General features: G+C 66.2%; 20 protein-coding genes. 4 read left to right on the top strand and 16 right to left on the bottom strand.

Annotation, left to right across the window (positions count from 1 at the left end):
• The 6 genes from HWX22_RS28960 to HWX22_RS28935 form a co-directional block, all read right to left on the bottom strand.
• Positions 1–1,242: a DUF2957 domain-containing protein gene (locus HWX22_RS28960; protein ID WP_059691563.1), complete on the bottom strand. Its 1,242-nt coding sequence runs from the start codon at positions 1,240–1,242 to the stop codon at positions 1–3.
• Between the two features lie 155 nt (positions 1,243–1,397).
• Positions 1,398–2,816 (bottom strand): DUF2957 domain-containing protein, encoded by a 1,419-nt coding sequence (locus HWX22_RS28955; protein WP_175916878.1) that lies wholly within the window; start codon positions 2,814–2,816, stop codon positions 1,398–1,400.
• A gap of 427 nt (positions 2,817–3,243) precedes the next feature.
• Entirely contained in the window at positions 3,244–4,194 is a 951-nt protein-coding gene (argC, locus tag HWX22_RS28950; protein WP_175916877.1) for an N-acetyl-gamma-glutamyl-phosphate reductase, read from the bottom strand.
• A gap of 187 nt (positions 4,195–4,381) precedes the next feature.
• Positions 4,382–4,954, bottom strand: a complete 573-nt coding sequence (locus HWX22_RS28945) for a flavodoxin family protein (RefSeq protein ID WP_059533389.1) — start codon at positions 4,952–4,954, stop codon at positions 4,382–4,384.
• A 229-nt stretch (positions 4,955–5,183) separates the two neighbouring features.
• Positions 5,184–5,786 (bottom strand): YbhB/YbcL family Raf kinase inhibitor-like protein, encoded by a 603-nt coding sequence (locus HWX22_RS28940; RefSeq protein ID WP_175916876.1) that lies wholly within the window; start codon positions 5,784–5,786, stop codon positions 5,184–5,186.
• Positions 5,787–6,025: 239 nt separating this feature from the next.
• Positions 6,026–6,712, bottom strand: coding sequence for an orotate phosphoribosyltransferase (locus HWX22_RS28935; RefSeq protein WP_006752465.1), 687 nt, complete (start codon positions 6,710–6,712; stop codon positions 6,026–6,028).
• 460 nt (positions 6,713–7,172) lie between these two features.
• Between HWX22_RS28935 and HWX22_RS28930 the strand changes: the two genes are divergently transcribed.
• On the top strand, positions 7,173–9,443 hold the full coding sequence (locus HWX22_RS28930) for an NADP-dependent malic enzyme (RefSeq protein WP_175916875.1): 2,271 nt from the start codon (positions 7,173–7,175) through the stop codon (positions 9,441–9,443).
• Positions 9,444–9,579: 136 nt separating this feature from the next.
• Here the strand turns inward: HWX22_RS28930 and HWX22_RS28925 are convergent, their stop codons facing one another.
• Positions 9,580–13,170 (bottom strand): indolepyruvate ferredoxin oxidoreductase family protein, encoded by a 3,591-nt coding sequence (locus HWX22_RS28925; protein WP_175916874.1) that lies wholly within the window; start codon positions 13,168–13,170, stop codon positions 9,580–9,582.
• 319 nt (positions 13,171–13,489) lie between these two features.
• On the opposite strand from HWX22_RS28925, the gene HWX22_RS28920 reads away from it, so the two are divergent.
• Positions 13,490–13,684 (top strand): hypothetical protein, encoded by a 195-nt coding sequence (locus HWX22_RS28920; protein ID WP_059533382.1) that lies wholly within the window; start codon positions 13,490–13,492, stop codon positions 13,682–13,684.
• A 138-nt stretch (positions 13,685–13,822) separates the two neighbouring features.
• Here the strand turns inward: HWX22_RS28920 and hppD are convergent, their stop codons facing one another.
• Positions 13,823–14,920, bottom strand: a complete 1,098-nt coding sequence (hppD, locus tag HWX22_RS28915) for a 4-hydroxyphenylpyruvate dioxygenase (RefSeq protein ID WP_175916873.1) — start codon at positions 14,918–14,920, stop codon at positions 13,823–13,825.
• Positions 14,921–15,133: 213 nt separating this feature from the next.
• Between hppD and HWX22_RS28910 the strand changes: the two genes are divergently transcribed.
• On the top strand, positions 15,134–15,658 hold the full coding sequence (locus HWX22_RS28910) for an Lrp/AsnC family transcriptional regulator (protein ID WP_059691570.1): 525 nt from the start codon (positions 15,134–15,136) through the stop codon (positions 15,656–15,658).
• Between the two features lie 70 nt (positions 15,659–15,728).
• Here HWX22_RS28910 and HWX22_RS28905 read toward each other — a convergent pair whose 3' ends face one another.
• From HWX22_RS28905 to paaA, 8 genes are all read right to left on the bottom strand, one after another.
• Complete coding sequence (locus HWX22_RS28905; RefSeq protein ID WP_059533379.1) at positions 15,729–16,376, bottom strand: GNAT family N-acetyltransferase; 648 nt, start codon at positions 16,374–16,376, stop codon at positions 15,729–15,731.
• A gap of 234 nt (positions 16,377–16,610) precedes the next feature.
• On the bottom strand, positions 16,611–17,216 hold the full coding sequence (locus HWX22_RS28900) for a TetR/AcrR family transcriptional regulator (RefSeq protein WP_059533377.1): 606 nt from the start codon (positions 17,214–17,216) through the stop codon (positions 16,611–16,613).
• 23 nt (positions 17,217–17,239) lie between these two features.
• A complete protein-coding gene (locus HWX22_RS28895; protein ID WP_059533375.1) occupies positions 17,240–18,055 on the bottom strand; it encodes a DUF1835 domain-containing protein in 816 nt (271 codons plus the stop codon).
• A gap of 129 nt (positions 18,056–18,184) precedes the next feature.
• Entirely contained in the window at positions 18,185–19,273 is a 1,089-nt protein-coding gene (gene paaE, locus HWX22_RS28890; RefSeq protein ID WP_059533373.1) for a 1,2-phenylacetyl-CoA epoxidase subunit PaaE, read from the bottom strand.
• 2 nt (positions 19,274–19,275) lie between these two features.
• On the bottom strand, positions 19,276–19,839 hold the full coding sequence (paaD, locus tag HWX22_RS28885) for a 1,2-phenylacetyl-CoA epoxidase subunit PaaD (protein WP_059816647.1): 564 nt from the start codon (positions 19,837–19,839) through the stop codon (positions 19,276–19,278).
• A 25-nt stretch (positions 19,840–19,864) separates the two neighbouring features.
• Positions 19,865–20,668, bottom strand: coding sequence for a 1,2-phenylacetyl-CoA epoxidase subunit PaaC (gene paaC, locus HWX22_RS28880; protein ID WP_059816650.1), 804 nt, complete (start codon positions 20,666–20,668; stop codon positions 19,865–19,867).
• Positions 20,669–20,678: 10 nt separating this feature from the next.
• Positions 20,679–20,963: a 1,2-phenylacetyl-CoA epoxidase subunit PaaB gene (gene paaB, locus HWX22_RS28875; protein WP_006752453.1), complete on the bottom strand. Its 285-nt coding sequence runs from the start codon at positions 20,961–20,963 to the stop codon at positions 20,679–20,681.
• Between the two features lie 38 nt (positions 20,964–21,001).
• The gene (paaA, locus tag HWX22_RS28870) at positions 21,002–22,000 is read right to left on the bottom strand and encodes a 1,2-phenylacetyl-CoA epoxidase subunit PaaA (RefSeq protein WP_059816653.1); all 999 of its coding nucleotides are present in this window, start codon (positions 21,998–22,000) and stop codon (positions 21,002–21,004) included.
• 199 nt (positions 22,001–22,199) lie between these two features.
• Here paaA and HWX22_RS28865 point away from each other — a divergent pair, with 199 nt between their 5' ends.
• A complete protein-coding gene (locus tag HWX22_RS28865; protein ID WP_175916872.1) occupies positions 22,200–23,465 on the top strand; it encodes an SGNH/GDSL hydrolase family protein in 1,266 nt (421 codons plus the stop codon).
• Positions 23,466–23,955 lie beyond the last annotated feature (490 nt).

Below are 23,955 nucleotides of genomic sequence, written 5' to 3'. Positions count from 1 at the left end.
TTACTGGACGAACGCGCCGATCGTGAAATACGGCGTCGAACCCGCGTTGTCGAGGAAACCGAACACGCCACCCGTGAAGATGAACTTGCCGGTCGGCGACGTGCTGCCCGAACCCGTGTGGATCGTCGTGACCGTGCCCGGCACCTTCTGCGTGTAGTCCAGGTCGAGCGCGGTCGCGAGCGATGCCTGCGACGGCTGGAACGGATCGAGCAGCGTCGCCTGCTTGTCGATCAGCGCGGTGGTCCGGTAGTCGAACTGGCTGTCGACGCCGATGTATTCGCCGTTCTGCGAGCCGGCGGCGATCGCGGTCTGCGGCGAGAGGATCGAGATGCTCGATTCGTCGTCGGCGGTCAGGCCCGGCACGCCGTTGCTGTCGGGCGTCGGGTTCGGGTTCGCGACGCCCGTGCGCACGAGGATCGGCACCAGCTGGTTGCGCAGCTTGCCGACGATCATGAAGCCCTTGCCCTGCGGCGTCGCCGACAGCGTCGGCTTCAGCTGGCTCTGGTAGTTGTTGCTCTGGAACGCGCCGCTGCCGTCGGCCGACTGCACGAAGTTCGTGCCCTGCTGCACGCACGCGCCGCCGGCGAACTGACCGGTCGTGTCGCACTTGGTCCACGTGCCGTCCGCGTTGATCGTCACCTTCGCGTCGATCGACGCCGGCGCGAATTTCTGCGACGGCACTTCGCCGAAGCCGATGTGGCTGTACGTGCCCGCGACCTTCGTGATGTCGGTTTCGATCGACGAGAAGCCGATGAACGGGTAGTACGGGAATTTCGTGTCGGGCACCGCGGCCTGGCCGAGCACGCCGTCGAACTGGATCTCCTTGCCGGGAATCGTGCCGCCCGCGACACCGAAGCCGACGAAGATGCGCGCCGGGCGCGATGCGTCGAGGCTCGCGCCGTTCAGCCGGAATGCGCACTGGTTCAGCTTGTTGGTCGGCAGCAGCGTTTCCTGCGTGAGCGTGCCGCTGTCGACGGTGCCCGCACGGGTCGGCGTGACGGTGCCGGTCTTTTGCGGAACCGCCGATTCGACGTAGGTGACCTGCCAGGTCATCTTGGTCGTATCGAGCTGGACCTTGGCCAGTTCGCCGCTGCCCGCGCCGCCGGTAAACACGGTGCTGTAGTCGAGCGTCGCGGGGCAGAGCCGGTCTTCGACGAGCGGGGGCGGATTGTCGCTGCCGCCGCCGCATGCGGAAAGAAGGGGGGCGGCAAGGGCCGCCGCCAGAACGAGGTTGCGCTTCATGTTGCTCCTCCAGATTTGTCTTGTCAGGCGGCCGGCTCCCTGTCGACCGCTTCTGTTGCTTGTGCTCGTGCTGCGTGCGCCGTGCCGGGCGCCGTCGTTTCGTGCCTTCCCTGCATCCCGCGGCGGCGCACCGGCCGCCGCCGCGTCCCCGATCGTTATTTGCTGATCTGTGCGCCCACGCCGAAGTACGGTGTCGACGACGTGCTCGCGTTCGCCGACGTCGACGTGACGCCGCCGTTCACCGTGCCCTGGATGAGCGCCGCGTACAGGCCGCCCGTCGCGATCACCACGCCCGATGCGGACGGGTAGGTCGCGCCGCTCGCCGGCGTCGTCGCCGTGTTGAGCAGGCCCGGCGTTCCCTGGCCGTAGTCGAGCGTGAAGGCGTCTTCCTCTGCCTGCGTGGTCGGGTTGATGAACGACGCGTTGCCGCCGCGGATCAGTGCGGCCGTGTACTTGAAGTTCGAATCGGCGCCCGCGTAGCCGCCGTCGATCGCGCCCGACTGGATCGCGGTTGCCGCGCCGAGCACCGCGATGCCCGATTCGTCGTCGACCTGCGCGTCGGCATGCAGCGGCGGCGTGCCGAGGTTCACGTTGCCCGTGCGCACGACCACCGGCACGGTCGCGCCGTTGAGCTGACCGATCACCATGTGCGCGGTGGCCGACTTGCCGGTGGCGCCGATCAGCGGCAGCCGAGTCTGCGGCAGGATCTGCGGCGCCTTCGCGCTGTTGAGGTAGCCGCCGCTCGCGTTCGCCGTCCACGGATCGCCGGTCGTCTGGCAGCCACCGGCACTTGTCGACGTGCATGCGCCGTTCGTGTCGAACGTTTCGCTCGAATTCGCGCCCTTCGTCGCGTAGTTGCTCGACGGCACGAGGTGGTAGATCAGCGCGTTGTACGTGCCGGGCAGCTTCGTGAGGTCGGTCGTCGTGTTCGCGAAGCCGAGGAACGGATAGAAGTCGAAGTGGCGGTTCGGCACCTGGCCGACGTTCTGGATCACGCCCGGGATGATCGTCAGCCCGTCGTACTGAACTGTCGCGCCGGGGATGCCGCCGCCCGCGACGCCCATGCCGACCAGCAGCATCGGCGGGTTCGCCTGGTTGAAGTCGGCGGCCGTCGAATAGGTCGAGCCGTTCGGTGCCGTGCCCGAACCCGGCGTGAGCACGAACGCGCAGCGCGTCTGCTCCGCGGTCGGCAGCGTGCCGGTCGGCGGGTGGATGACCTTGCCGGTGATCGTGGTGCCGGCGCGGCTCGGCGTGACCGTGCCGGTCGCGAGCGGAATCGGCGATTCGAGCCACTTGAGCGTGTACGTCATCGCGACCGCGTCGATATTGACGCTGACGATCTCGCCGCTACCGGCGCCGCCGAGGTATGTGCTCTTCACGATGTCGGCGTTGGCCGGGCACAGCGCGCCGTTTATGGGCTGCGACGGCGGCGGCCCTTGCGTGCCGCAGCTCGATCCGGAACATTGGGGCGCTTCGATCGGCGCGGGCGAGCCGCCGTCCCCTCCACCACAGGCAATCAGGAAAGGGGCGATGGCAAAGGCCGTTGCCACCCCCTTCGATAAGGCGTGCGACATGCCGCTGTCTCCAATCGTTTAATTGTGCGAGCTAATGTCGCTGTCTGGATTTTTGCTGTCAATTGATGAACTCGTCTAAAAAAGGCGATTGAAACAGCGTGCACGCAATGAATCCTTGCAGAATCTGGATTTCAGTAAGAATTAAAACGCGCGGAGGGCGCTAGAATGCTGCCGAAGTGGGGCGGCTGCCACGCACGGAAGGCTCTCGAGGCCCTCACGCGTATAACGGCAGCGTTTAAAGCGGCGGTATCCGGTTTATCCCTATTCGGGATTGACTGGATAAAATAGCGTTAATTAATCAATCGGTAATCGCGCAATGGAAAGCTTGTAAATATTTGTAAATACGCGAACCGGATTTTATTGATTGCCTGATACGGGAAAATAAAAAGCCGGCCAGCGGCCGGCTTTGCATCGCATGCAAGCGGAATCAGTGCTTGAGGCCTGCATCCTCGGCGGCGCCGATGTTGAGGTTCATGCACTGGATCGCGGCGCCCGATGCGCCCTTGCCCAGGTTGTCGAGGCGCGCGACCGTGACGAAGCGCTCTTCGTTGCCGAACACGAACAGGTCGACGCGGTTCGTGTCGTTGTTCGCCTGCACGTCGAAGAAACCGCTGTCGAGGTTCGCATCCGTGTTGAACGGCGCGACGCGCACGAACGGTTCGTCCGCGTAGTACTCGGCGAACACGCGCTGCACGTCCTGCGGCGTCGCGCGCTTCGCGAGCTGTTCCGGCGAGAAGTAGGTCGTCACGGCAAGGCCCTTCAGGAACGGGCCGACGATCGGCGTGAAGATCGGCGCATGCGCGAGGCCCGTGTGCGCGGCCATTTCCGGCAGGTGCTTGTGCGCGAGCGCGAGCGCGTACGGACGCGGGCTCGCGAGCTTGCCGCCCGGCGCCGCGTTTTCGTATTCGGCGATCATCGACTTGCCGCCGCCGCTGTAGCCGGTGATCGAATAGCTGTGCGCGGCGAAGGTCGGCGCGACGATGCCGGCATCCACGAGCGGACGCATCGCGAGCACGAACGCCGAGGCATGGCAGCCCGGCACGGCGATGCGCTTCGACGTGCGAATCTTCTCGCGTTGCGCGCGCGTCAGTTCCGGCAGGCCGTATGCCCAGTCGGCGTTCGTGCGGAACGCGGTGCTCGCGTCGATCAGCGTCGTGTTCGGGTTCTCGACCAGCGATGCCGATTCGCGCGACGCGACGTCCGGCAGGCACAGGAACGTGACGTCCGATGCGTTGATCAGGCGGCGGCGCTCGTCGACGTCCTTGCGCTTCGCTTCATCGATGCGCAGGATCTCGATGTCGTTGCGCGCCGACAGGTATTCGAAGATCTTGAGGCCGGTCGTACCTTCCTGGCCGTCGACAAAAACTTTGGTGCTCATTTCGTTCTCGCTGAATGAAACGGGAGCCGCGGCGCCCTGAAACCGCCATTTTAAGACCTCATCCGGCGGGCCTGCACCGCACGGGGCGAAAAAAAGACGGCCCGCGGGCCGTCTTGTGTCCCTCGTGCGCACCTGCGCCGCATTGCCGCGTCACCGGCGGCGCGAGCGGGCGCGCGTGCCGCCGCGTTCAGCGGCCGCCGGCCAGCCAGCGGGCGGTCGCGTCGGCGACGCGCCGGCCGAACGCCTTCGCGGTCTCGAGGTCGCCGGGCAGCGGGCCCTCGTCGGGCGTCGCGTCCGCCGGCGACTGCGCGAGCAGGCCCGTGAAGCCGCCGACGTAGTTGATGTCGTTGCGGGTGGCCGCCTTCGAGTTGGCCGGCATCATGCCCGTGCCGACCCACACCATTCCATGTTGCATCGCCAGCGTGACGAAATACTGAATCGTCGAGAACTTGTCGCCGTTCATCGTCGCGGAGTTCGTGAAGCCGGCGGCGATCTTGTCCTTCCATTTCTGCGTGAACCACGGTTTCGATGTGGCATCGGCGAACTGCTTGAACTGCGCGGACGGGCCGCCCATATAGGTCGGCGCGCCGAAGACGATCGCGTCCGCCGCGTCGAGCGCGGCCCAGCCCGCGTCGTCGAGTTCGCCGACGGCGATCAGGCGTGCGGTGGCGCCGGCGTCCTGCGCGCCTGCGTGGACGGCTTCGGCCAGTTTCTGTGTGTGACCGTAGCCGCTGTGATAGACGATGACGATGTTCGACATGAAGCGTTCTCCGGAAGGGGACGACACGGCGGGCGCCGCGGCCTGCCGCGTCACGCGCCGCGGTCGGGCGGCGCGACGGATGCGCGGCGGGATGCCGCGACCGGTGCCGCCGAGTCTAGCAAGCCGAAATGACGGGAGAAAAGCACGCACGCGGCGTGGGGAAATTCGCGGGCGCGGGCGATCGCGGCCGGAGACACGCGCAATGGGGCAGACGGCGGCGCATGAGCGCTCACTGTCCGTAAGTGACCGTGAGCTGTGCGGTGCCGATCGCCAGCGTGCCGATCTCGTGCTCGAACATCGGTGCGGGGCGCCCTTGTGCGACGCGCAGGTCCGTGCCCTTCAGCGCATAGACGGTTATCACGTAGCGATGCGGCTTGCCGGGCGGCGGGCACGGGCCGCCGTAGCCGTCGACCCCGAAGTCGTTGCGCGCCTCGCTCGCGCCGATGCGGCGCAGGAAGCCCGACGCGCTCGCGTCGGCCGGCAGGCTCGTGACGCTCGCCGGGATGCCGGCGACGGCCCAGTGCCACCAGCCGTGCCCCGGCGCATCGGGATCGAAGATCGTGATCGCGTAGCCGTGCGTGCCGGGGGGCGGGTTGCGCCAGCTGAGCTGCGGCGAACGGTTGCCGCCTTTGCAGTCGCCGCGGTCGAACACGTTCGCGGCGCTGACGCGCCCGCCGGGCGTCAGGTCGTTGCTCGACACGGTGAACGGGCCTTCCGCCCGCGCGGGCAGGACGGCGAACGCGACGCACGCGGCGGCGCAGGGAAGGGCGGCGATGAACGGCGAAGGACGACCCGGGGACGCAGGCGAAGTGATCCGGCGATCCACACGCATATGGCGCTTCTCCCGTCACGTGGGCCGGGCCGATGCTCCCGGCATTGTTGGCGTTGTGCGTTGCCCGCGCAGCTGATGGCGACGATGGATCAAGTCTAGCATTAGGGTTCGATGAGCGATGCATGCCGCGGCCCGCGATTCGGTCCGCCCCGATGCGCATCGGTGGACGAAAAAAAACCGCTCGCGATCAGGCGAGCGGCTTTTTCGGCCAGGGTGCCGGCTGCGTGCCGGCCCGGCAATTACTCCTTCGGGGCCGTCGCGCCGCCGTGCGCGGCCGACCACTCGGCCGGCGCGTGCAGGAACTTCTCGACTTCGTCGAGCGTCTTGGTCTCGAAGTAGCCCGATGCCTTCGCGACGCGCAGCACGTCCCACCAGGTCGCCAGCGCGTGCAGGTCGACGTCGATGTCCTTCAGGACCGACACGCTTTCCTTGAAGATGTTGTAGTGGAACAGCACGAAGCAGTGGTTCACCGTCGCGCCCGCGGTGCGCAGCGCATTGACGAAGTTGATCTTGCTGCGGCTGTCGGTCGTCAGGTCTTCCACGAGCAGCACGCGCGAGCCTTCTTCCAGATGACCCTCGATCTGCGCGTTGCGGCCGAAACCCTTCGGCTTCTTGCGAACATACTGCATCGGCACCATCATCCGATCCGCGAGCCATGCCGCGAACGGGATGCCGGCCGTCTCGCCGCCCGCCACCGAGTCGATCTGCTCGAAACCGACGTCGCGCATGATCGTCGTTTCAGCCATTTCCATCAGCGCACGACGCACGCGCGGATACGAGATCAGCTTGCGGCAGTCGATATAGACGGGGCTTGCCCAGCCGGACGTGAAGATGAACGGTTTTTCGGCATTGAAGTGCACCGCCTGCACTTCGAGCAGGATTTTGGCGGTCGTATCCGAGATCGACTGACGATCGTAGCCTGTCATGGGCATTCCTTGGGTGATGAGCGAAGAGCGGGCGCGGGCCCGGTGGCGCAGCAAGGGGAACCTGCCCGAGGGGCCGGGGTGCGATCGGCGGGCCGACCGCATCGCTGCGCGCGTAGCCCGCTATTTTACCCGATCCAGGCCGGTTTTCGGCGGAATTCCCGCAGGTTCGGCGTGCGGCTCACCACCGGCGAAACAAACGGGGCGCGATCGCCTCGATGCCGATGCGGAGGATGCGGCGCCGCACCAACGGACGGCATTTAGGGGGTGTACACTAGGCGACCGTTAGAAATCGTTCAGTACTTTGTACTTTCCTCTTGCTACCCGCCAAGGTTCGATGGCGTGCCGACCCGGCGCGCTGCGTGCCGTCTCGCAGTCGACCACCCCTTCGATTCAAGCAGACGCGGCCCAAGGTGCTGTGTACTGAACCGTCAAAATTTCGCATGTCTCTCGCAGGTCAATCATGGACGAACAACTGAAGCAGGCCGCTCTCGCTTATCACCTGAACCCGAAACCCGGCAAGATTTCGGTCACCCCGACCAAGCCGCTGTCGAACCAGCTCGATCTGTCGCTCGCGTATTCGCCGGGCGTCGCCGCCGCGTGCGAGGCAATCCACGCTGATCCGCTCGACGCGCAGAAGTACACGTCGCGCGGCAACCTCGTCGGCGTCATCACGAACGGCACGGCCGTGCTGGGCCTCGGCAACATCGGCCCGCTGGCCGCGAAGCCGGTGATGGAAGGCAAGGGCTGCCTGTTCAAAAAGTTCGCGGGCATCGACGTGTTCGACATCGAACTCTCGGAGTCCGACCCCGACAAGCTCGTCGAGGCCATCGCGATGCTCGAGCCGACGCTCGGCGGCATCAACCTCGAGGACATCAAGGCGCCGGAATGCTTCTACATCGAGCAGAAGCTGCGCGAGCGCATGAAGATCCCCGTCTTCCACGACGATCAGCACGGCACCGCGATCATCGCGTCGGCCGCGATCCTGAACGGCCTGAAGGTGGTCGGCAAGAAGTTGTCCGAAGTGAAGCTCGTATGCTCGGGCGCGGGCGCGGCGGCGATCGCGTGTCTGGACCTGCTGGTGAACCTCGGCCTCACGAAGTCGAACATCCTCGTCGCCGACTCGAAGGGTGTGATTTACGAGGGGCGCGGCAACCTCGACCCGTCGAAGCAGCGCTATGCGGCGACCACCGACGCGCGCACGCTCGCCGACGCGATCGTCGGCGCGGACGTGTTCCTCGGCTGCTCGAGCGCGGGCGTGCTGAAGCAGGACATGGTCAAGACGATGGGTGACCGCCCGCTGATCCTGGCGCTCGCGAACCCGGAACCGGAAATCCGCCCGGAAGACGCGAAGGCCGTGCGCCCGGACGCGATCGTCGCGACCGGCCGTTCGGACTACCCGAACCAGGTCAACAACGTGCTGTGCTTCCCGTTCATCTTCCGCGGCGCGCTCGACGTCGGCGCGACGACGATCACGGAAGAAATGAAGCTCGCGTGCGTGCGCGCGATCGCCGAGCTGGCCGAGGAAACCGACCAGAGCGAGGAAGTGGCGAAGGCGTATGAAGGCCACTCGCTCGAGTTCGGGCCGGAATACCTGATTCCGAAGCCGTTCGATCCGCGCCTGATCATCAAGATCGCGCCGGCCGTCGCGCAAGCCGCGATGGATTCGGGCGTTGCCACGCGTCCGATCCAGGACATGGACGCATACCGCGAGCAGCTCGGCGCGACCGTCTACCGCACCGGCATGGTGATGCGCCCGGTGTTCGCGACCGCGAAGAAGAAGCAGGCGCGCATCGTGTTCGCCGAGGGCGAGGACGAGCGCGTGCTGCGCGCCGCGCAGTTCGTGCTGCAGGAAAAGATCGCGAAGCCGATCATCGTCGGCCGTCCGTCGGTCGTCGAGATGCGCCTCGCGAAGATCGGCTCGAAGCTGAAGGCCGGCGTCGATTTCGAGATCGTGAATCCGGAAGACGACACGCGCTACCACCGCTACTGGCAGGCGTACCACGAGATCGGCGCGCGCGACGGCGTCACGCCGGAAGTCGCGAAAGCCGCGCTGCGCAAGTTCAACACGCTGATCGGCGCGATGCTCGTGCATCTGGGCGATGCGGAAGGGATGATCTGCGGGATGATCGACACGTACCACACGCACCTGAAGTTCATCGACCAGGTGCTGGGCCGTGCGAAGGGCGCCGAGCACTTCGCGGCGATGAACCTGCTGATGCTGCCGGGCCGCAACCTGTTCCTGTGCGACACGTACGTGAACGAACTGCCGAGCGCCGAACAGCTCGCCGACATGACGATCCAGGCGGCCGCCGAGATCGAGCGCTTCGGCATCGTGCCGAAGGCCGCGCTGCTGTCGAATTCGAACTTCGGCAGCGCGCCGTCGGCGTCGTCGCGCCGCATGGCCGAAGCCCGCAAGCTGATCAGCGAGCGTGCGCCGAACCTCGAGGTCGACGGCGAAATGCACGGCGACGCGGCGCTGTCGGAAGCGGTCCGCAAGGCCGCATTCCCGGGCACGACGCTGTCGGGCGAAGCGAACCTGCTGATCATGCCGAACGTCGAAGCGGCGAACATCGCGTACAACCTGCTGAAGATGGTCGGCGGCGAAGGCGTGACGGTCGGCCCGCTCCTGCTCGGCGCGGCGAAGCCGGTCCACATCCTGACGCCGGCCGCGACCGTGCGCCGGATCATCAACATGACGGCAGTGGCCGCCGCGAACGCGAACACGAAGTAAGTTCGCGCCCGCGTGTGCCGCGCATCGCGCGCGGCGCAATGAAAAACGCCACGGAACCTCCGTTCCGTGGCGTTTTTTTATGAACCGCCACCGCGCGGTGGCGGACGTCCCGACTACGAACGCCCGCCGCGCGCCGTTACGCGACCTGCTGGCGCGACTGCCCGCCCGTCGGCGAACGCCACTTCGCGAGCAACGTGTTCCACTTCTGGCGAACCGCGCGCAGGTTGTTCTCCTTCACGTGGCCGTAGCCGCGAATGCCGTCCGGCAGCGCCGCCAGCTCGAGCGCGAGCGGGCGGTTGGCTGCGTTCAGCCTGGTCAGCACCTCGCCGATCAGCGCTTCGTACTCGCCGATCAGTGCGCGCTCGGTGCGGCGCTCCTCGGTGCGGCCGAACGGGTCGAGGCCCGTGCCGCGCAGGAACTTCGCCTTCGCCAGCAACCGGAACGCCGACAGCATCCACGGGCCGTAGGCCTTCTTCACGAGATGGCCGTGCGCGTCCGTCTTCGCGAACAGCGGCGGCGCGAGGTGGAACTTCAGTTTCCAGTCGCCTTCGAACTGCGACGACAGGCGCGCGAGGAACGCCGGATCGGACTGCAGCCGCGCGACCTCGTATTCGTCCTTGTACGCCATCAGCTTGAACAGGTTGCGCGCGACCGCTTCGGTCAGCGGCTCCTGCGCGGCGTCGCCGTCCGCCAGCGCGCGTTCGGCTGCTCGCACCGTGTCGACGAAGGCCGCATAGCGCGACGCATACGCGGCGTTCTGGTACGCAGTGAGGAACGCCACGCGCTTCGCGATCAGTGCGTCGACCGCCTTCTTCGTATGCAGCGCGATCACCGTCGCGCCTTGCGCGGGGCGGGCGTCGCCGGCCGCAGCCTGCTTCACGCTCGCGAGGTCGTGCGCGGCGCGGCGGCCCCAGTCGAACGCCGCACGGTTCTTCTCGACCGACACCGCGTTCAGCTCGATCGCGCGTTGGAGCGACGCGAGCGTGAGCGGCAGCCAGCCCTTCTGCCACGCGTAGCCGAGCACGAATGGGTTCGTGTAGATCGCGTCGCCGAGCAGCGCGACCGCGAAGCGGTTCGCGTCGATGAAGTCGACGGCTTCACCCGCCGCCGCGCGGATGTCGTTTTCCGCGGACAGGCCCGGGAACGCCCAGTTCGGGTTCTTGATGAACTCGGCGGTCGGCGTCTGCGCGCTGTTGACGACTACGCGCGTCGTGTCGTGCCGCATCCGCGACGTGCATTCGTCGCCGGCCGTGACGATCGCGTCGCAGCCGATCACGAGGTCGGCTTCGCCCATCGCGATCCGCGTCGCGTGGATGTCGGTCGGCGCGTGCGAGATCTGCACGTGGCTCATCACGGCGCCGCCCTTCTGCGCGAGACCCGTGACGTCGAGCACGGTCACGCCCTTGTTCTCCAGGTGCGCGGCCATCCCGAGCAGCGCGCCGATGGTGACGACGCCCGTGCCGCCCACGCCCGTGACGAGCACGCCGTATGCACGGTCGATCGCCGGCAGCGTCGGCTCCGGAATCGGCGGCAGCGCACCGCCGTCCACCGACACGGCCTTGGGCTTCTTCAACTGGCCGCCTTCGACCGTGACGAAGCTCGGGCAGAAGCCCTTCACGCACGAGAAGTCCTTGTTGCAGCTCGACTGGTTGATCTGGCGCTTCGTGCCGAATTCGGTTTCCAGCGGCTCGACCGACAGGCAGTTCGACTTCACCGAGCAGTCGCCGCAGCCTTCGCACACAGCGTCGTTGATCACGACGCGCTTCGCCGGATCCGGATACGTGCCGCGCTTGCGGCGGCGGCGCTTCTCGGTCGCGCAGGTCTGGTCGTAGATCAGGATCGTCGTGCCTTCGATCTCCCGCAGCTCGCGCTGCACGTCGTCGAGCTGGTCGCGGTGATGGATCGTCACGCCCGGCGCGAGCAGCGCCTTCTGGCTGTCGTACTTCTCCGGTTCGTCGGTGACGATCACGATCTTCTTCGCGCCTTCGGACGCGAGCTGGTGCGTGATCTGCGGCACCGTCAGCACGCCGTCGACCGGCTGGCCGCCCGTCATCGCGACCGCGTCGTTGTAGAGGATCTTGTAGGTGATGTTCGCCTTCGACGAGATCGCCGCGCGCACCGCCAGCAGGCCCGAGTGGAAATAGGTGCCGTCGCCGAGGTTCGCGAATACGTGCTTCTCGTCCGTGAACGGCGCCTGGCCGATCCACGGCACGCCTTCGCCGCCCATCTGGCTGAAGGTGCTCGTGTTGCGGTCCATCCAGACCGTCATGTAGTGGCAGCCGATTCCGGCGATCGCGCGCGAGCCTTCCGGCACGTTGGTTGACGTGTTGTGCGGGCAGCCCGAGCAGAACCACGGCTTGCGCTCAGTCTGCACGTGCGGCTTCGCGAGCGCCATTTCCTTCGCGTTGATCACCGCGAGCCGCGCGGCGATGCGTGCGCGCACGTCGGACGGCAGCTCGAACTTCTCGAGGCGCGTCGCGATCGCCTTCGCGATGATCGCGGGCGACAGTTCGTAGTGCGCGGGCAGCAGCCAGTTGCCCATCGGCACCGACCATTCGCCGCCGGCGCCGTCCTTCTCGTCGAACTTGCCGAACACGCGCGGGCGCTGCGCATCGGGCCAGTTGTACAGTTCTTCCTTGATCGCGTATTCGAGGATCTGGCGCTTTTCCTCGACGACGAGGATTTCGTCGAGGCCGCGCGCGAATGCCTGCGCGCCCTGCGCCTCGAGCGGCCATACGCAGCCGACCTTGTACAGGCGGATGCCGATCCGCGCGCAGGTTTCGTCGTCGAGGCCGAGGTCCGTCAGTGCCTGGCGCACGTCGAGGTACGCCTTGCCGCCCGTCATGATCCCGAAGCGCGCATTCGGCGAGTCGATCTCGATCCGGTCGAGCTTGTTCGCGCGCACGTACGCGAGCGCTGCGTACCACTTGTAGTCGAGCAGCCGCGCTTCCTGGACGAGCGGCGGGTCCGGCCAGCGGATGTTCAGGCCGCCTTCCGGCAGGATGAAGTCCGTCGGCAGCACGATCTCGGTGCGATGCGGGTCGATGTCGACCGATGCCGACGATTCAACCACGTCCGTCACGCACTTGAGCGCGACCCACAGGCCCGAGTAGCGGCTCATCGCCCAGCCGTGCAGGCCGAAGTCGAGATATTCCTGCACGTTGGACGGGAACAGCACCGGCAGCCCGCAGGCCTTGAAGATGTGTTCGGACTGGTGCGCGAGCGTCGACGATTTCGCCGCGTGGTCGTCGCCGGCGAGCACGAGCACGCCGCCGTGCTGCGACGAGCCGGCCGAGTTCGCGTGCTTGAAGACGTCGCCGGTGCGGTCGACACCCGGGCCCTTGCCGTACCACATGCCGAACACGCCGTCGTGCTTCGCGCCGGGATACAGGTTCACCTGCTGCGAGCCCCAAACGGCGGTGGCGGCGAGATCTTCGTTGAGACCGGGCTGGAAGACGATCTGGTGGGCCGCGAGGTACTGCTTGGCCTTCCAGAGCGAGAGGTCGAGGCCGCCGAGCGGCGAGCCGCGATAACCGGAGATGAAGCCGGCCGTGTTGAGGCCGGCGGCGCGGTCGCGTTCCTGCTGCAACATCGGCAGGCGCACGAGCGCCTGGATGCCGCTCATGTAAGCGCGGCCGCGTTCGAGCGTGTATTTGTCGTCAAGCGTGACGGACTTCAGCGCGGCTTCGAGCGACGCGCGTTGGCCTGCGTCTAGCGGGGCATTCATTAACTGTCTCCTCCACCCAGTTTGGGATCACCAAAGCTTCGATTGCGTCGACGTCTTGTGGACGTGTCGGCAGTGGCCGGCATATTGGCCGGTTTTGAGTGATGGTAGCACTGGGATAAACCCGCCGCCCACCGGCCGACGGGCAGCGACGCGTCGACGAAACGGCGCGCGGCGATGCGTTACATCATGTAAAAGCATGTAAAGCCGGTCCCATCTTCGTACAAATGCCGTTAATCTTGTCGGCCTGCCGGAGGTGCCCGGCCGCGTCGGCACGTTTCGACGCAACCGGGGAGGCGCCGGCAGTTTTAAAGGAGGTGCAATGAACACACGTCATATCCAGAGTTTCCTGATCGTGTCCGCGGCGTTTTTCGCGATGACCGGCCCAGTGCACGCGCAAGGCGCGAGCGCACTGGCGGCAGCCGGCGCGCAGATGCGTCAGATCGCGCCGGCGCAGGCCGCCGATGCGCAACCGGCGGCCGCGCGCGTCGTCGTGTCGAAGGCGAACGTGCGTTGATCCGTTCGCGCGGCCGTTGGGCCGCGCCGCAACGATACAAAAGACAAAAGGGCGGGAATCGAAAGATTCCCGCCCTTTTTTCATGTGCCGCCGAGGCGCGCGCGGCACCGGCTGCCGGGCGCCGCGCGGCCGTCTGCGTCAGGCCTTGTCCTGGACCACGCCGCGGCGGATCTGGTCGAGTTCGATCGATTCGAACAGCGCCTTGAAGTTGCCTTCGCCGAAGCCCTGATTGCCCTTGCGCTGGATGATCTCGAAGAAGATCGGGCCGATCTGGTTCTCGGTGAAGATCTGCAGCAGCAGGTCGTCGCGGGCGCCGTCGATCAGGATCTTGCGCTTCTTGAGTTCGTCCAGCGATTCGCCGTGGTTCGGCACGCGGCGGTCGACCAGTTCGTAATACGTGTCGATCGTGTCGAGCAGCTTCACGCCCTTGCCGCGCAGGCCGTCGACCGCGCCGTAGATGTCGTTCGTGCCGAGCGCGATGTGCTGGATGCCTTCGCCGTGGTACGCGTCGAGGTATTCCTGGATCTGGCCGGCCGTGTCCGAGCCTTCCTCGTTGATCGGGATCCGGATCTTGCCGCACGGCGACGTCATCGCCTTCGACTTCACGCCCGTCACCTTGCCTTCGATGTCGAAGTAGCGCACTTCGCGGAAGTTGAACAGGCGCTCGTAGAACTCGGCCCATTCCTGCATGCGGCCGCGATGCACGTTGTGCGTCAGGTGGTCGATGTAGGTGAGGCCATGGCCGACCGGATTCGGGTTCGCGCCGGCGATCGGCTCGAAGTCGACGTCGTAGATGCTGATGTCGCCGATCGCGCCCGGCTGCGCGCCGTTCTTGCCGCGCCAGCGGTCGACGAAATAGATCAGCGAATCGCCGATGCCCTTGATCGCCGGGATGTTCAGCTCCATCGGGCCCGTCTTGTTGTCGAAGCCCCATGCGCCGAGATCGAGCGCGTGCTTGTACGCCTTCGCGGCGTCCTGCACGCGGAACGCGATCGCGCAGATCGACGGGCCGTGCAGCCGCGCGAAGCGTTGCGCGAACGAATCGGGTTCGGCGTTGATGATGAAGTTGATGTCGCCCTGGCGGTAGACCGTCACGTCCTTGTGGCGATGGCGCGCGATCGCGGTGAAACCCATCCGTTCGAACAGTTGTCCGAGCGCTTTCGGATCCGGAGCGGTGTATTCGATGAATTCGAAGCCGTCGGTGCCGACGGGGTTGTCCCAGTTGGGGATCTGCATGTCGTGTCTCCTGTGCGGGGCGATCGGCCGGCGCGACGTGCGCGTGCGCGGCCCGGTTCGATGTCGAACGCGGCGCACGCGTCGGCGTGCGCAACGAATCGGTACGTGCGACAAAGTGTAGCGGGCGGGCGCGAGCGGAAACTTGCGAACTTAATCGTCCATGCCTACGATGGCGCAATTTCCAGTCTCTGAACAATCATTGGAGGGCAGAAGATGGCGCAAGCCGAATTGGATGCCATCGACCGGCGGATTCTCGCGATTCTTCAGGAAAACGGTCGCCTGTCGAACCAGGAGATCGCCGAGCGCGTGAACCTGTCGCCGAGCCCGTGCCTGCGGCGGATCCGTCGGCTCGAGGAGATCGGCGTGATCACCGGCTACGTCGCGCTGCTCGATCCGCAGAAGCTCGGGCTCGACCTGCTCGCGTACGTGAGCGTGCGGCTCGAGAAGCGCGGCGGCGTGGTGCCGGTCCGTGCCGACGAGACGTCGGCGCGCGCGGGCGCGACCCACGCGGAACTGTTCCGCGCGGCCGTGCAGACCTGGCCGGAAGTGGTCGCGTGCCATGCGATGACGGGTGACATGGATTACCTGCTGCGCGTGCAGGTCGAGGACATGGCGCATTTCTCCCGGTTCGTGCAGGAGCATTTGCTGCACCATCCGTCGGTGATCGACGTGAAGACGAGCTTCTCGCTCGAGTGCTTCAAGGAGACGACGGCGTTGCCGATCCGGTCGGTGCGTTAGCGCGTGGCGCCGGGCAGCAAGAAAGAGAAGGTTGGCCGGGCGCCCCGCGAGGCAACCCGGTCGGCCGATGTTACGCCGTCAGCGCGGCGGGCATCAGCGATTCGATGAACTTCGACGTGCGGTGCGCCTGGCGCTTGAGCGCGTAGTCGAATACCGCGGCCTGCTCCTGCAGCATTTCGGCGAGGATCGTCGAATGGTCGGCCGGTGGCAGCGACAGGTACGCATCGGCCTCGCCGTATGCGTATTCGATCCGCATCCCGGACTTCTTCGCGATGTGCATCATCGTCGCGTTGCGCGACAGGCAATGCATGTACAGCATCGTCACGCGGGTGTTGCGGCTGCGGATCGCCGCGCGCTCGAACAGCTTCGAGCCGACGCCGCGGCCGCGGGCGCTTTCGAGCACCGACACGCCGAATTCGGCCGTGCGCTTGTCGCCATCGGCGGGCAGGTACGCCAGGTGGCCGACGCCGATCAGCTCGAGCGCATGGTCGAACACGCCGAACACCGTGTCGCGACCGAAGTCGATCGTACGGACATAGTTCTCGATCACGTGATCGGGCACCATTTGGCCGAAGCGCAGCAGGCGGTCCTCTTCGTTGAGCGAGAGAAAGTGGGTGAGCATTTGCTCACGGTCTTTGGAAGCCAGTTCCCTGACGAGAACCGGCGCAGTACCGGCGTGGCCGACAGCATCGGCACGGCGGTTGAGTTGCGTGTTCATCGTGGGTTCCTCAGTGTGTGGCTGCACCAGTGACTTGTGCAATGCAGCGCATTTTACCTGAGCGGGGTTGGGGAAAACCCGTATTTGACGTTATTTGTGCTGAGGGTGAATTCTAAATCCGCTTAGTTAATCCTCTATCTATTTGATTTTAAACGGATTTAAAATTCATCATATGAAACGCGCGGCGGCCTGTTGCAGTGTGCCCGCCGCGCAACGCATGCTGCTGCGCGGCAATCACGCGCCGGGCGACAGTCCGTGTTCCATCAGGTCGATCACCTGTTCGGCGAAGTCGCGGTAGCCGAGGCGGCCACCCGGCTTGAGCCATGTGAACGTCCAGTTGATCATCCCGAACACCATCATCGTGACCGACGTCTGGTTTTCCTTCGAGATTCGGTCCGGATAGGCCCGCGCGAGCTGGCGCGCGAATGCCGCGACGATGTCGCGCTGGCGGTCGAGCACGATTTCGCGCTGCGCGTCCTCGAGGTACTTCACGTCGTTGAGCAGCGCGACATGGCGGCTGTGCGACGTCTCGTATTCGGCGAGAAATGCGCGCACCAGCTCGGCGAACGCGTCGCGCTCGCTGAGGCCGCGCCGCTGGCTCGCGCCTTCGACCTCGGCGATGATCAGCATCAAGCGCTTCGTGTAGCGGTCGAGCAGGTCGAACAGGATCGCTTCCTTGCTCTCGTAATAGTGATAGAGACGTGCCTTCGACGTGCCGCTCGCGGTCGCGAGATCGGACATCGACGTGCTCGGATAGCTCGTCTGCGCGAATTTCTCGGCGGCGAGATCGAGGATCTGTTCGCGCTGGGATTCGTGGTCGGGCGCTCGGGTACGGGCCATGGTCGAATGCGAAAGTTGTAGCGTTAGCGAGGCGCGGCTGCCGCGCGCACCTGCGTGGAAGAAAGGGCGGCCGGCGCGTCGTCCTGCAGCTCGAGCCGGCCGGCGGCCGCGAGTTCGCGGCAGCGCCACCAGGCGATCGAGTCGCTGACGAACAGCCCACCGCGGTCGGCCCCGGCCATGATGCCGCCGACGACGCGTCGCGCGGGCAGCCAGCCGGTTTCCGCGTGCGCGACGATCAGCGCGTCGAGGTCCGCGTAGTGGCCGCTCTTGATCGTGTTGCTGACCCAGTAACGCAGTTCGGCATTCAGGTGCTTCGCCTCCTGCCATTCGAGCGCGAGGCGCCCGATGCGCAGTACCGAGATCGGCGCGGCCGCCGGCCGTTTGCGGGCGAGTGCCGCGGGCGAGAACATCCCGGTCGAGCAGGCCTGGTCGGTACGGGTCAGCGCCGCGCGCTGCGAGGCGTCGAGGTCCGCGGCCGACAACCGCACCTCGTTCAGCCGTTGCGGCACGTTGCGCAGGTGATAGGCGACGCGGCGCAACAGCAGCTTGTCGCCGACGCTCGGTGCATGCCAGACGACCACCTGGTCGGTATCCATCGCGAGCTGGTCGAGGCGGGTGAATTCAGCTTCGATCTCCGCATGCCAGTCGGGAATCTGGTCGCCGAGCACGCGCTGCCAGAAGGCGGCGCGCGTGTCGGGCGTCTCGTCGGCGCCCTTCAGCGGCCCGACCGCGAGATCGTCGAGCAATCCGACGACGCGCTCGTCGCGTCCGGCTTGCGCGAGAGCCTCGCGCAGCGACGCGGCGGCGGTGCCGCCCTGAATCACGTGAATGGTACTCATCGGCCTGTCATCAACAAAAGAAAACCGCCGGCCGGGCGGACGTTGCGACGTCCAGCCGGCCGGCGGCCCCTAGTGTAAGCGAGATGTGTGACGACGAGAAACCGGCGCACCGCGCCGGCGCGACGTCGCTCAACGCTCGTCGAAGCTCACGACGACCTTGTCGCTGATCGGGTGGCACTGGCACGTGAGCACGAAGCCGTCCTTCACTTCGTGTTCCTCGAGCGTGTAGTTCTTCTCCATTCGGACTTCGCCTTCGACCACCTTCGCGCGGCACGTGCAGCATACGCCGCCCTTGCACGCGTACGGCAGCGCGAGGCCCGCGCGCAGGCCGACGTCGAGCAGGCTCACGCCTTCGTACGGCAGGCGCAGCTTGCGCTTCTTGCCGTCGAGCACGATTTCGAGGTCGGCGGCCGGCGTCTGGTCGGTGATCTCGACGACGGGCGCGCCCGCCTGCGGCAGCGGCGTCCCGAAACGCTCGACATGCACCTTGGCCTGCGGCACGCCGGCTGCCTTCAGCGCGGCTTCGGCCGCGTCCATCATCGGCGCGGGGCCGCAGATGAACGCTTCGTCGATCGCGTCGGCCGGCGTCAGCGTGGCGAGGAATTCCGCGCATTTCGCCTGGTCGAGCACGCCGTTGAACAGCTCGACGTCCTGCTGGTCGTCCGACAGCACGTGATACAGGACGAAGCGGTTCATGTAGCGGTTCTTCAGGTCCTCGAGCTCCTCGGCGAACATGATCGCGTCGACGCTGCGGTTGCCGTAGACCAATGTGAACGTGCTGCGCGGCTCGAGCTCGAGCGTCGTCTTCACGATCGCGAGCACCGGCGTGATGCCCGATCCGCCGGAGAACGCGACGTACTGCTTGCCGTGGTCGGCGTTCAGGTGCGTGAAGAAGCGGCCGTCCGGCGTCATCACGTCGATCGTGTGGCCGGGCTTCAGCGTGTCGAACGCGAAGTTCGAAAACCGGCCGCCGCGCACGCGCTTGATGCCGATGCGCAGTTCGCCGTCGCGGTCGTAGTCGGTCGTGCCGACGCAGATCGAGTACGAGCGGCGCGTTTCCTCGCCGTCGATGTGGGTCTTCAGCGTGACGAACTGGCCCTGCGTGAAGCGGTACGCGTCGCGCAACTCGGGCGGCACGTCGAAGGAGACGGTGACGGCGTCGGCGGTCTCGGGGCGCACGTCGCGGATACGCAGCGGGTGAAATTGCGGGGTCGCCATGGTCAATAAGGTTTGAAGTAGTCGAAGGGTTCGCGGCAGTCGACACAGCGATACAACGCCTTGCAGGCCGTGGATGCGAATTGCGCGAGACGCTCGGTGCGGGCGGAACCGCAGCGCGGGCAGACGGGCGCCGCGACGGGGCGCGGCACGAAACGTACGACGTTTTCCCGCGGCGCGGCGCTGGCGCACTGGCCGACGGGCGGCGCGATGCCGTACGCGCGCAGCTTGTCGCGCGCTTCCTGGGTGATCCAGTCGGTCGTCCACGCGGGCGCGAGCACCGTCTCGATCCGGTGCGGTGGCAGGTCGGCGGCGTGCATCGCCGCGGCGATGTCCTCGGCGATCTGCGACATCGCCGGACAGCCGGAGTAGGTCGGCGTGATCACGACTTCGAGCAGGCCGTCGTCCGCGCGACGGACGTCGCGCAGGATGCCGAGCTCGCGGATCGACACGACCGGAATCTCGGGATCGGGCACGGCTTCGAGCACGTCCCACGCGCGCGCGAGCAACGGATCGTTGCGGTGCGCGGCGGGTGCGGCGTCGGCGGGTGAGGCGGTCTGGACGGACATCGTCGGGCTCCGTTGGGTCGGCCGGTTACCAGCTCGCGCCGGGGTGCTGGCGCGCGAGGCTCTGCATTTCCGCCAGCAGGTAGCCCATGTGTTCCGAGTGCTCGCCCTGCTTGCCGGTCGTCACGTGCTGCACGGGCGCGGGCAGGGTGAGCGTCGCTTCCGCGAGCGCATCGTCCACGTCCGCGCGCCATGCGGCTTCGAGCGTGGCCGGCGCCGGGCCGATGCCCGGTGCGGAAACCGCGTCGTCGATTGCGTCGGCCGCGAAGAACTCGCGCGTGTACGGAATCAGGTAGTCGAGCGCGGCCTGTGCACGGCGATGCGATTCGTCGGTGCCGTCGCCGAGGCGCACCAGCCATTCGCGCGCATGCTGCACGTGATAGCGGGTTTCCTTCACCGATTTCGCGGCGATCGCGGCGAGTTGCGCGTCCGTCGACGTTTCGAGCGCGGTCCACACGTGCAGCATCAGCGTCGCGTAGAGGAAATTGCGCACGATGGTCACCGCGTAGTCCTTGTCGGCGTGCGCGGTGCCGGCGATCGGGCCGTAGTGCGGCAGCTCGGCGAGCGTGAAGTTCGCGAATTCGCGCTCGGTGCGGAAGTACGCGTAATCGTCTTCCGTCTTCGCCGCGCCGTTCAGTTGGCGGTCGAGGTCGGCTGCGTGCGTATACAGCATGCGAGCCTGGCCGATGAGGTCGAGGCTCATGTTGGTGAGCGCGATGTCTTCCTCGAGGATCGGGCCGTGGCCGCACCATTCGGCGTTGCGCTGACCGAGGATCAGCGCGTTGTCCGCGAGGCGCAGCACGTAGGAGAGGTGTTCGGGCGTGATCGTCATGGCGCGGGCGTTACATGTGGTTGACTTCGTCGGGCAGCGTGTAGAACGTCGGGTGACGGTAGATCTTGTCGCCCGCCGGTTCGAACAGCTCGGCCTTCTCGGCCGGATCCGACGCGGTGATCGCCGACGACGGCACCACCCAGATGCTCACGCCTTCCTGGCGGCGCGTGTAGACGTCGCGCGCCATGCGCAGCGCCATCGACGCGTCGGCAGCGTGCAGGCTGCCGCAATGCTTGTGGTCGAGGCCCTGCTTGCTGCGCACGAACACTTCCCAGATCGGCCATTCCTTGTTCATCACTCTCTCTCCTGAATCCTGTATTCGATGGTTGCCGCTCAGGCGGCGTGCTGTTCGGCGCGGGCGCGGCGCTTGGCTTCGTGCGCGAGCGCGGCTTCGCGCACCCACGCACCGTCGTCGTGCGCCTTCACGCGGGTCGCGAGGCGTTCCTTGTTGCACGGGCCGTCGCCGTTGACGACGCGCCAGAATTCATCCCAGTCGATCGCGCCGTAGTCATGGTGGCCGCGCGCCTCGTTCCATTTCAGGTCCGGGTCGGGCAGCGTCACGCCGAGCACCTTCGCCTGGTCGACCGTCGCGTCGACGAACTTCTGCCGCAGGTCGTCGTTCGAGATCCGCTTGATGCCCCATTTCGCGGACTGGTTGCTGTGGACCGAATCCGCATCGCTCGGCCCGAACATCATCAGCACCGGCCACCACCAACGATTCACCGCCTGCTGGACCATCGCGCGCTGCGCGTCGGTGCCCTTCATCATCGACAGCAGCGCATCGAAGCCCTGGCGCTGGTGGAACGACTCTTCCTTGCACACGCGGATCATCGCGCGCGCGTACGGGCCGTACGTGCAGCGGCACAGCGGGATCTGGTTCATGATCGCGGCGCCGTCGACGAGCCAGCCGATCACGCCGACGTCGGCCCAGGTCGGCGTCGGATAGTTGAAGATGCTCGAGTATTTGGCCTTGCCGGCGTGCAGCGCGTCGATCAGCGCGTCGCGCGATACGCCGAGCGTTTCGGCCGCGCTATATAGATAGAGGCCGTGGCCGGCTTCGTCCTGGACTTTCGCGAGCAGGATCGCCTTGCGCTTCAGGCTCGGCGCGCGCGAGATCCAGTTGCCTTCCGGCAGCATGCCGACGACTTCCGAGTGCGCGTGCTGCGAAATCTGGCGGACCAGCGTCTTGCGATAGGCGTCGGGCATCCAGTCCTGCGGTTCGATCTTGCCGTCCGCGGCCATGACCGCGTCGAACCGCGCCTGCTCGGGCGACTCGGCTGCGGCGTCGAGCGGTGCGACGTTGCCGGGGATGTCGAGGGATTGCGTGTACATGGCGGAGGATCTCGTCCGGTTGAATGTGTGCGAAGTATAAACCAACCGACCGGTCGGTTAATAAATTTCTTGCGGATTTGCATCGGGACTCGGGTAAACGTGGGGCGAGGGGCGCGGTCGCCGGTCGGGAAGGCGGTCCGGCGCGTGGGACGGGCGGCTTCTGCGGCACAATGCCTGCTTTCCGATGAGGATTTCGCCGATGTCATTTCGAAGCAGTTTCGTCGCGACCGTGCTGGGCGCATCCGTTTTCCTGTCGCCGCTCGCGGTCTCGGCCGCACCGGCCGGGTGGGTCGCTGCGTGGGCGACCGCGTTGCAGCCGATTCCCGACCTGGCTGCGCCGCCGCCGCTCTACCGCGCGCCCGACGTGGCTGGGCGGACCGTTCGGCAGATCGTCTACCCGACGGTTTCCGGGCATGCCGCGCGGATTCGTGTCAGCAACGCCTACGGTCGCGCGCCGCTGGTGATCGAGGCTGCCAGTCTCGCGCGCGCCGGTGACGGCGCGGCGCTTGCCGACGCGACGGGTGCTGCCGTGCGCTTCGGCGGCAAGGCGTCGGTGACGCTCGCCCCGAGCCAGGAACTCGAAAGCGACCCGGTGGCGATCGACGTGACGGCCGGGCAGCCGTATGCGATCAGTCTGCGGATGGGGGCAAACCAGCGGATGACCGTGTGGCACCGTGTGTCGAACCAGCTCAATTACGTATCGGCGCCGGGCGATCACGTGAACGATCCGGGCGCCGACGCATTCCGGACGCGCTTTACCCAGTATGCATGGGTGACCGAACTGGCCGTCGAGGCGGGGGCCGCGCGAGCGAGTGTCGTCGCGATCGGGGACTCGATCACCGACGGGCTGCGCTCGAGCCTGAATCGCAATCATCGTTGGCCGGATGCACTGGCGCGCCGGCTGACCGCGGCAGGTTCGGATTCGCTCGGCGTCGTGAATCTCGGGATCAGCGGCAATCGGCTGCTGAGCGATTCGGCATGCTACGGCACGTCGCTGGCGTCGCGGTTCGAGCGCGATGCGCTTTCGCGTGCGGGGGTGAAGGCGGCGATCGTGCTAATCGGCATCAACGACATCAACTTTGCGGCGATGCCGCCGCGTGCGGGGCTCGATTGCGACAACCCGCATACGCAGGTCACGGCCGCTTCGTTGATCGACGGCTACCGCCGGTTGATCGAGGCAGCGCATCGCCAGGGTGTGAAGGTCTTTGGCGCGACGCTCACGCCTGCGGCGTTGCCGGCCGGGCGCGAGGCGGTCCGGCTCGAGGTGAACCGGTGGATCCGGAGCGGCGGCGGATTCGATGGCGTGGTCGACTTCGACGCGGTGCTGCGCGATCCGGTTCGGCCGAGTGTGCTGCAGCGCCGGTATGACAGCGGCGACGGCATTCATCCGAGTGATGCGGGTTACACGGCCATGGCCGATGCCGTGCCGATGGAGCGGCTGCAGGCTGCAGTCGGTGGCAAGTGACGTCGCTCTATATATAAGAGCGATGAACCGCCGACTTCTTTGAGATTGCGGGCGGCACTTGGCCCCTCGAACCTGAAGCCCCCGTGCGCGGTAGCGCACGGGGGCTTTTTCAAAATATTTTCACAAAGAGGTTGCGGAGACCGGGGCGGGTGCTTAGAATCACGCCTCTTTCGCGCTAACGGAAACGCGGCGCGGAAGGAGAAAGGAAGCGGTGCGGACGAGGGTAAGTTGTCGAACCCCGGCGCACACGAAGTTGAACCCCCGCCGTCGCAGCGAAGCAGTTCAGAAAGTTGTTGACGAGCTGAAAAAGACGGTTCATAATCTCGCTTCTCTGCTGCTGAAAACGCAGCGCTGCTGGGAAACTTCAGGTTTCTCGCAGAAATGCTCTTTAAAAATTAACAGCCGATAAGTGTGGGCGCTTGATGGCCGCGAGCTGATCTTCGGATCAGAAAGCGAAAGTATCAAGAGTCTCACACTAAAGTAAGTCAGG

The sequence above is a fragment of the Burkholderia sp. BCC1638 genome, from assembly GCF_902833195.1.
In the GTDB taxonomy this organism is placed as follows: Bacteria; Pseudomonadota; Gammaproteobacteria; order Burkholderiales; family Burkholderiaceae; genus Burkholderia; species Burkholderia diffusa.
The sequence above is the reverse complement of the archived record's forward strand: the minus strand, read 5'-3'. Positions and strand labels throughout refer to the sequence as shown.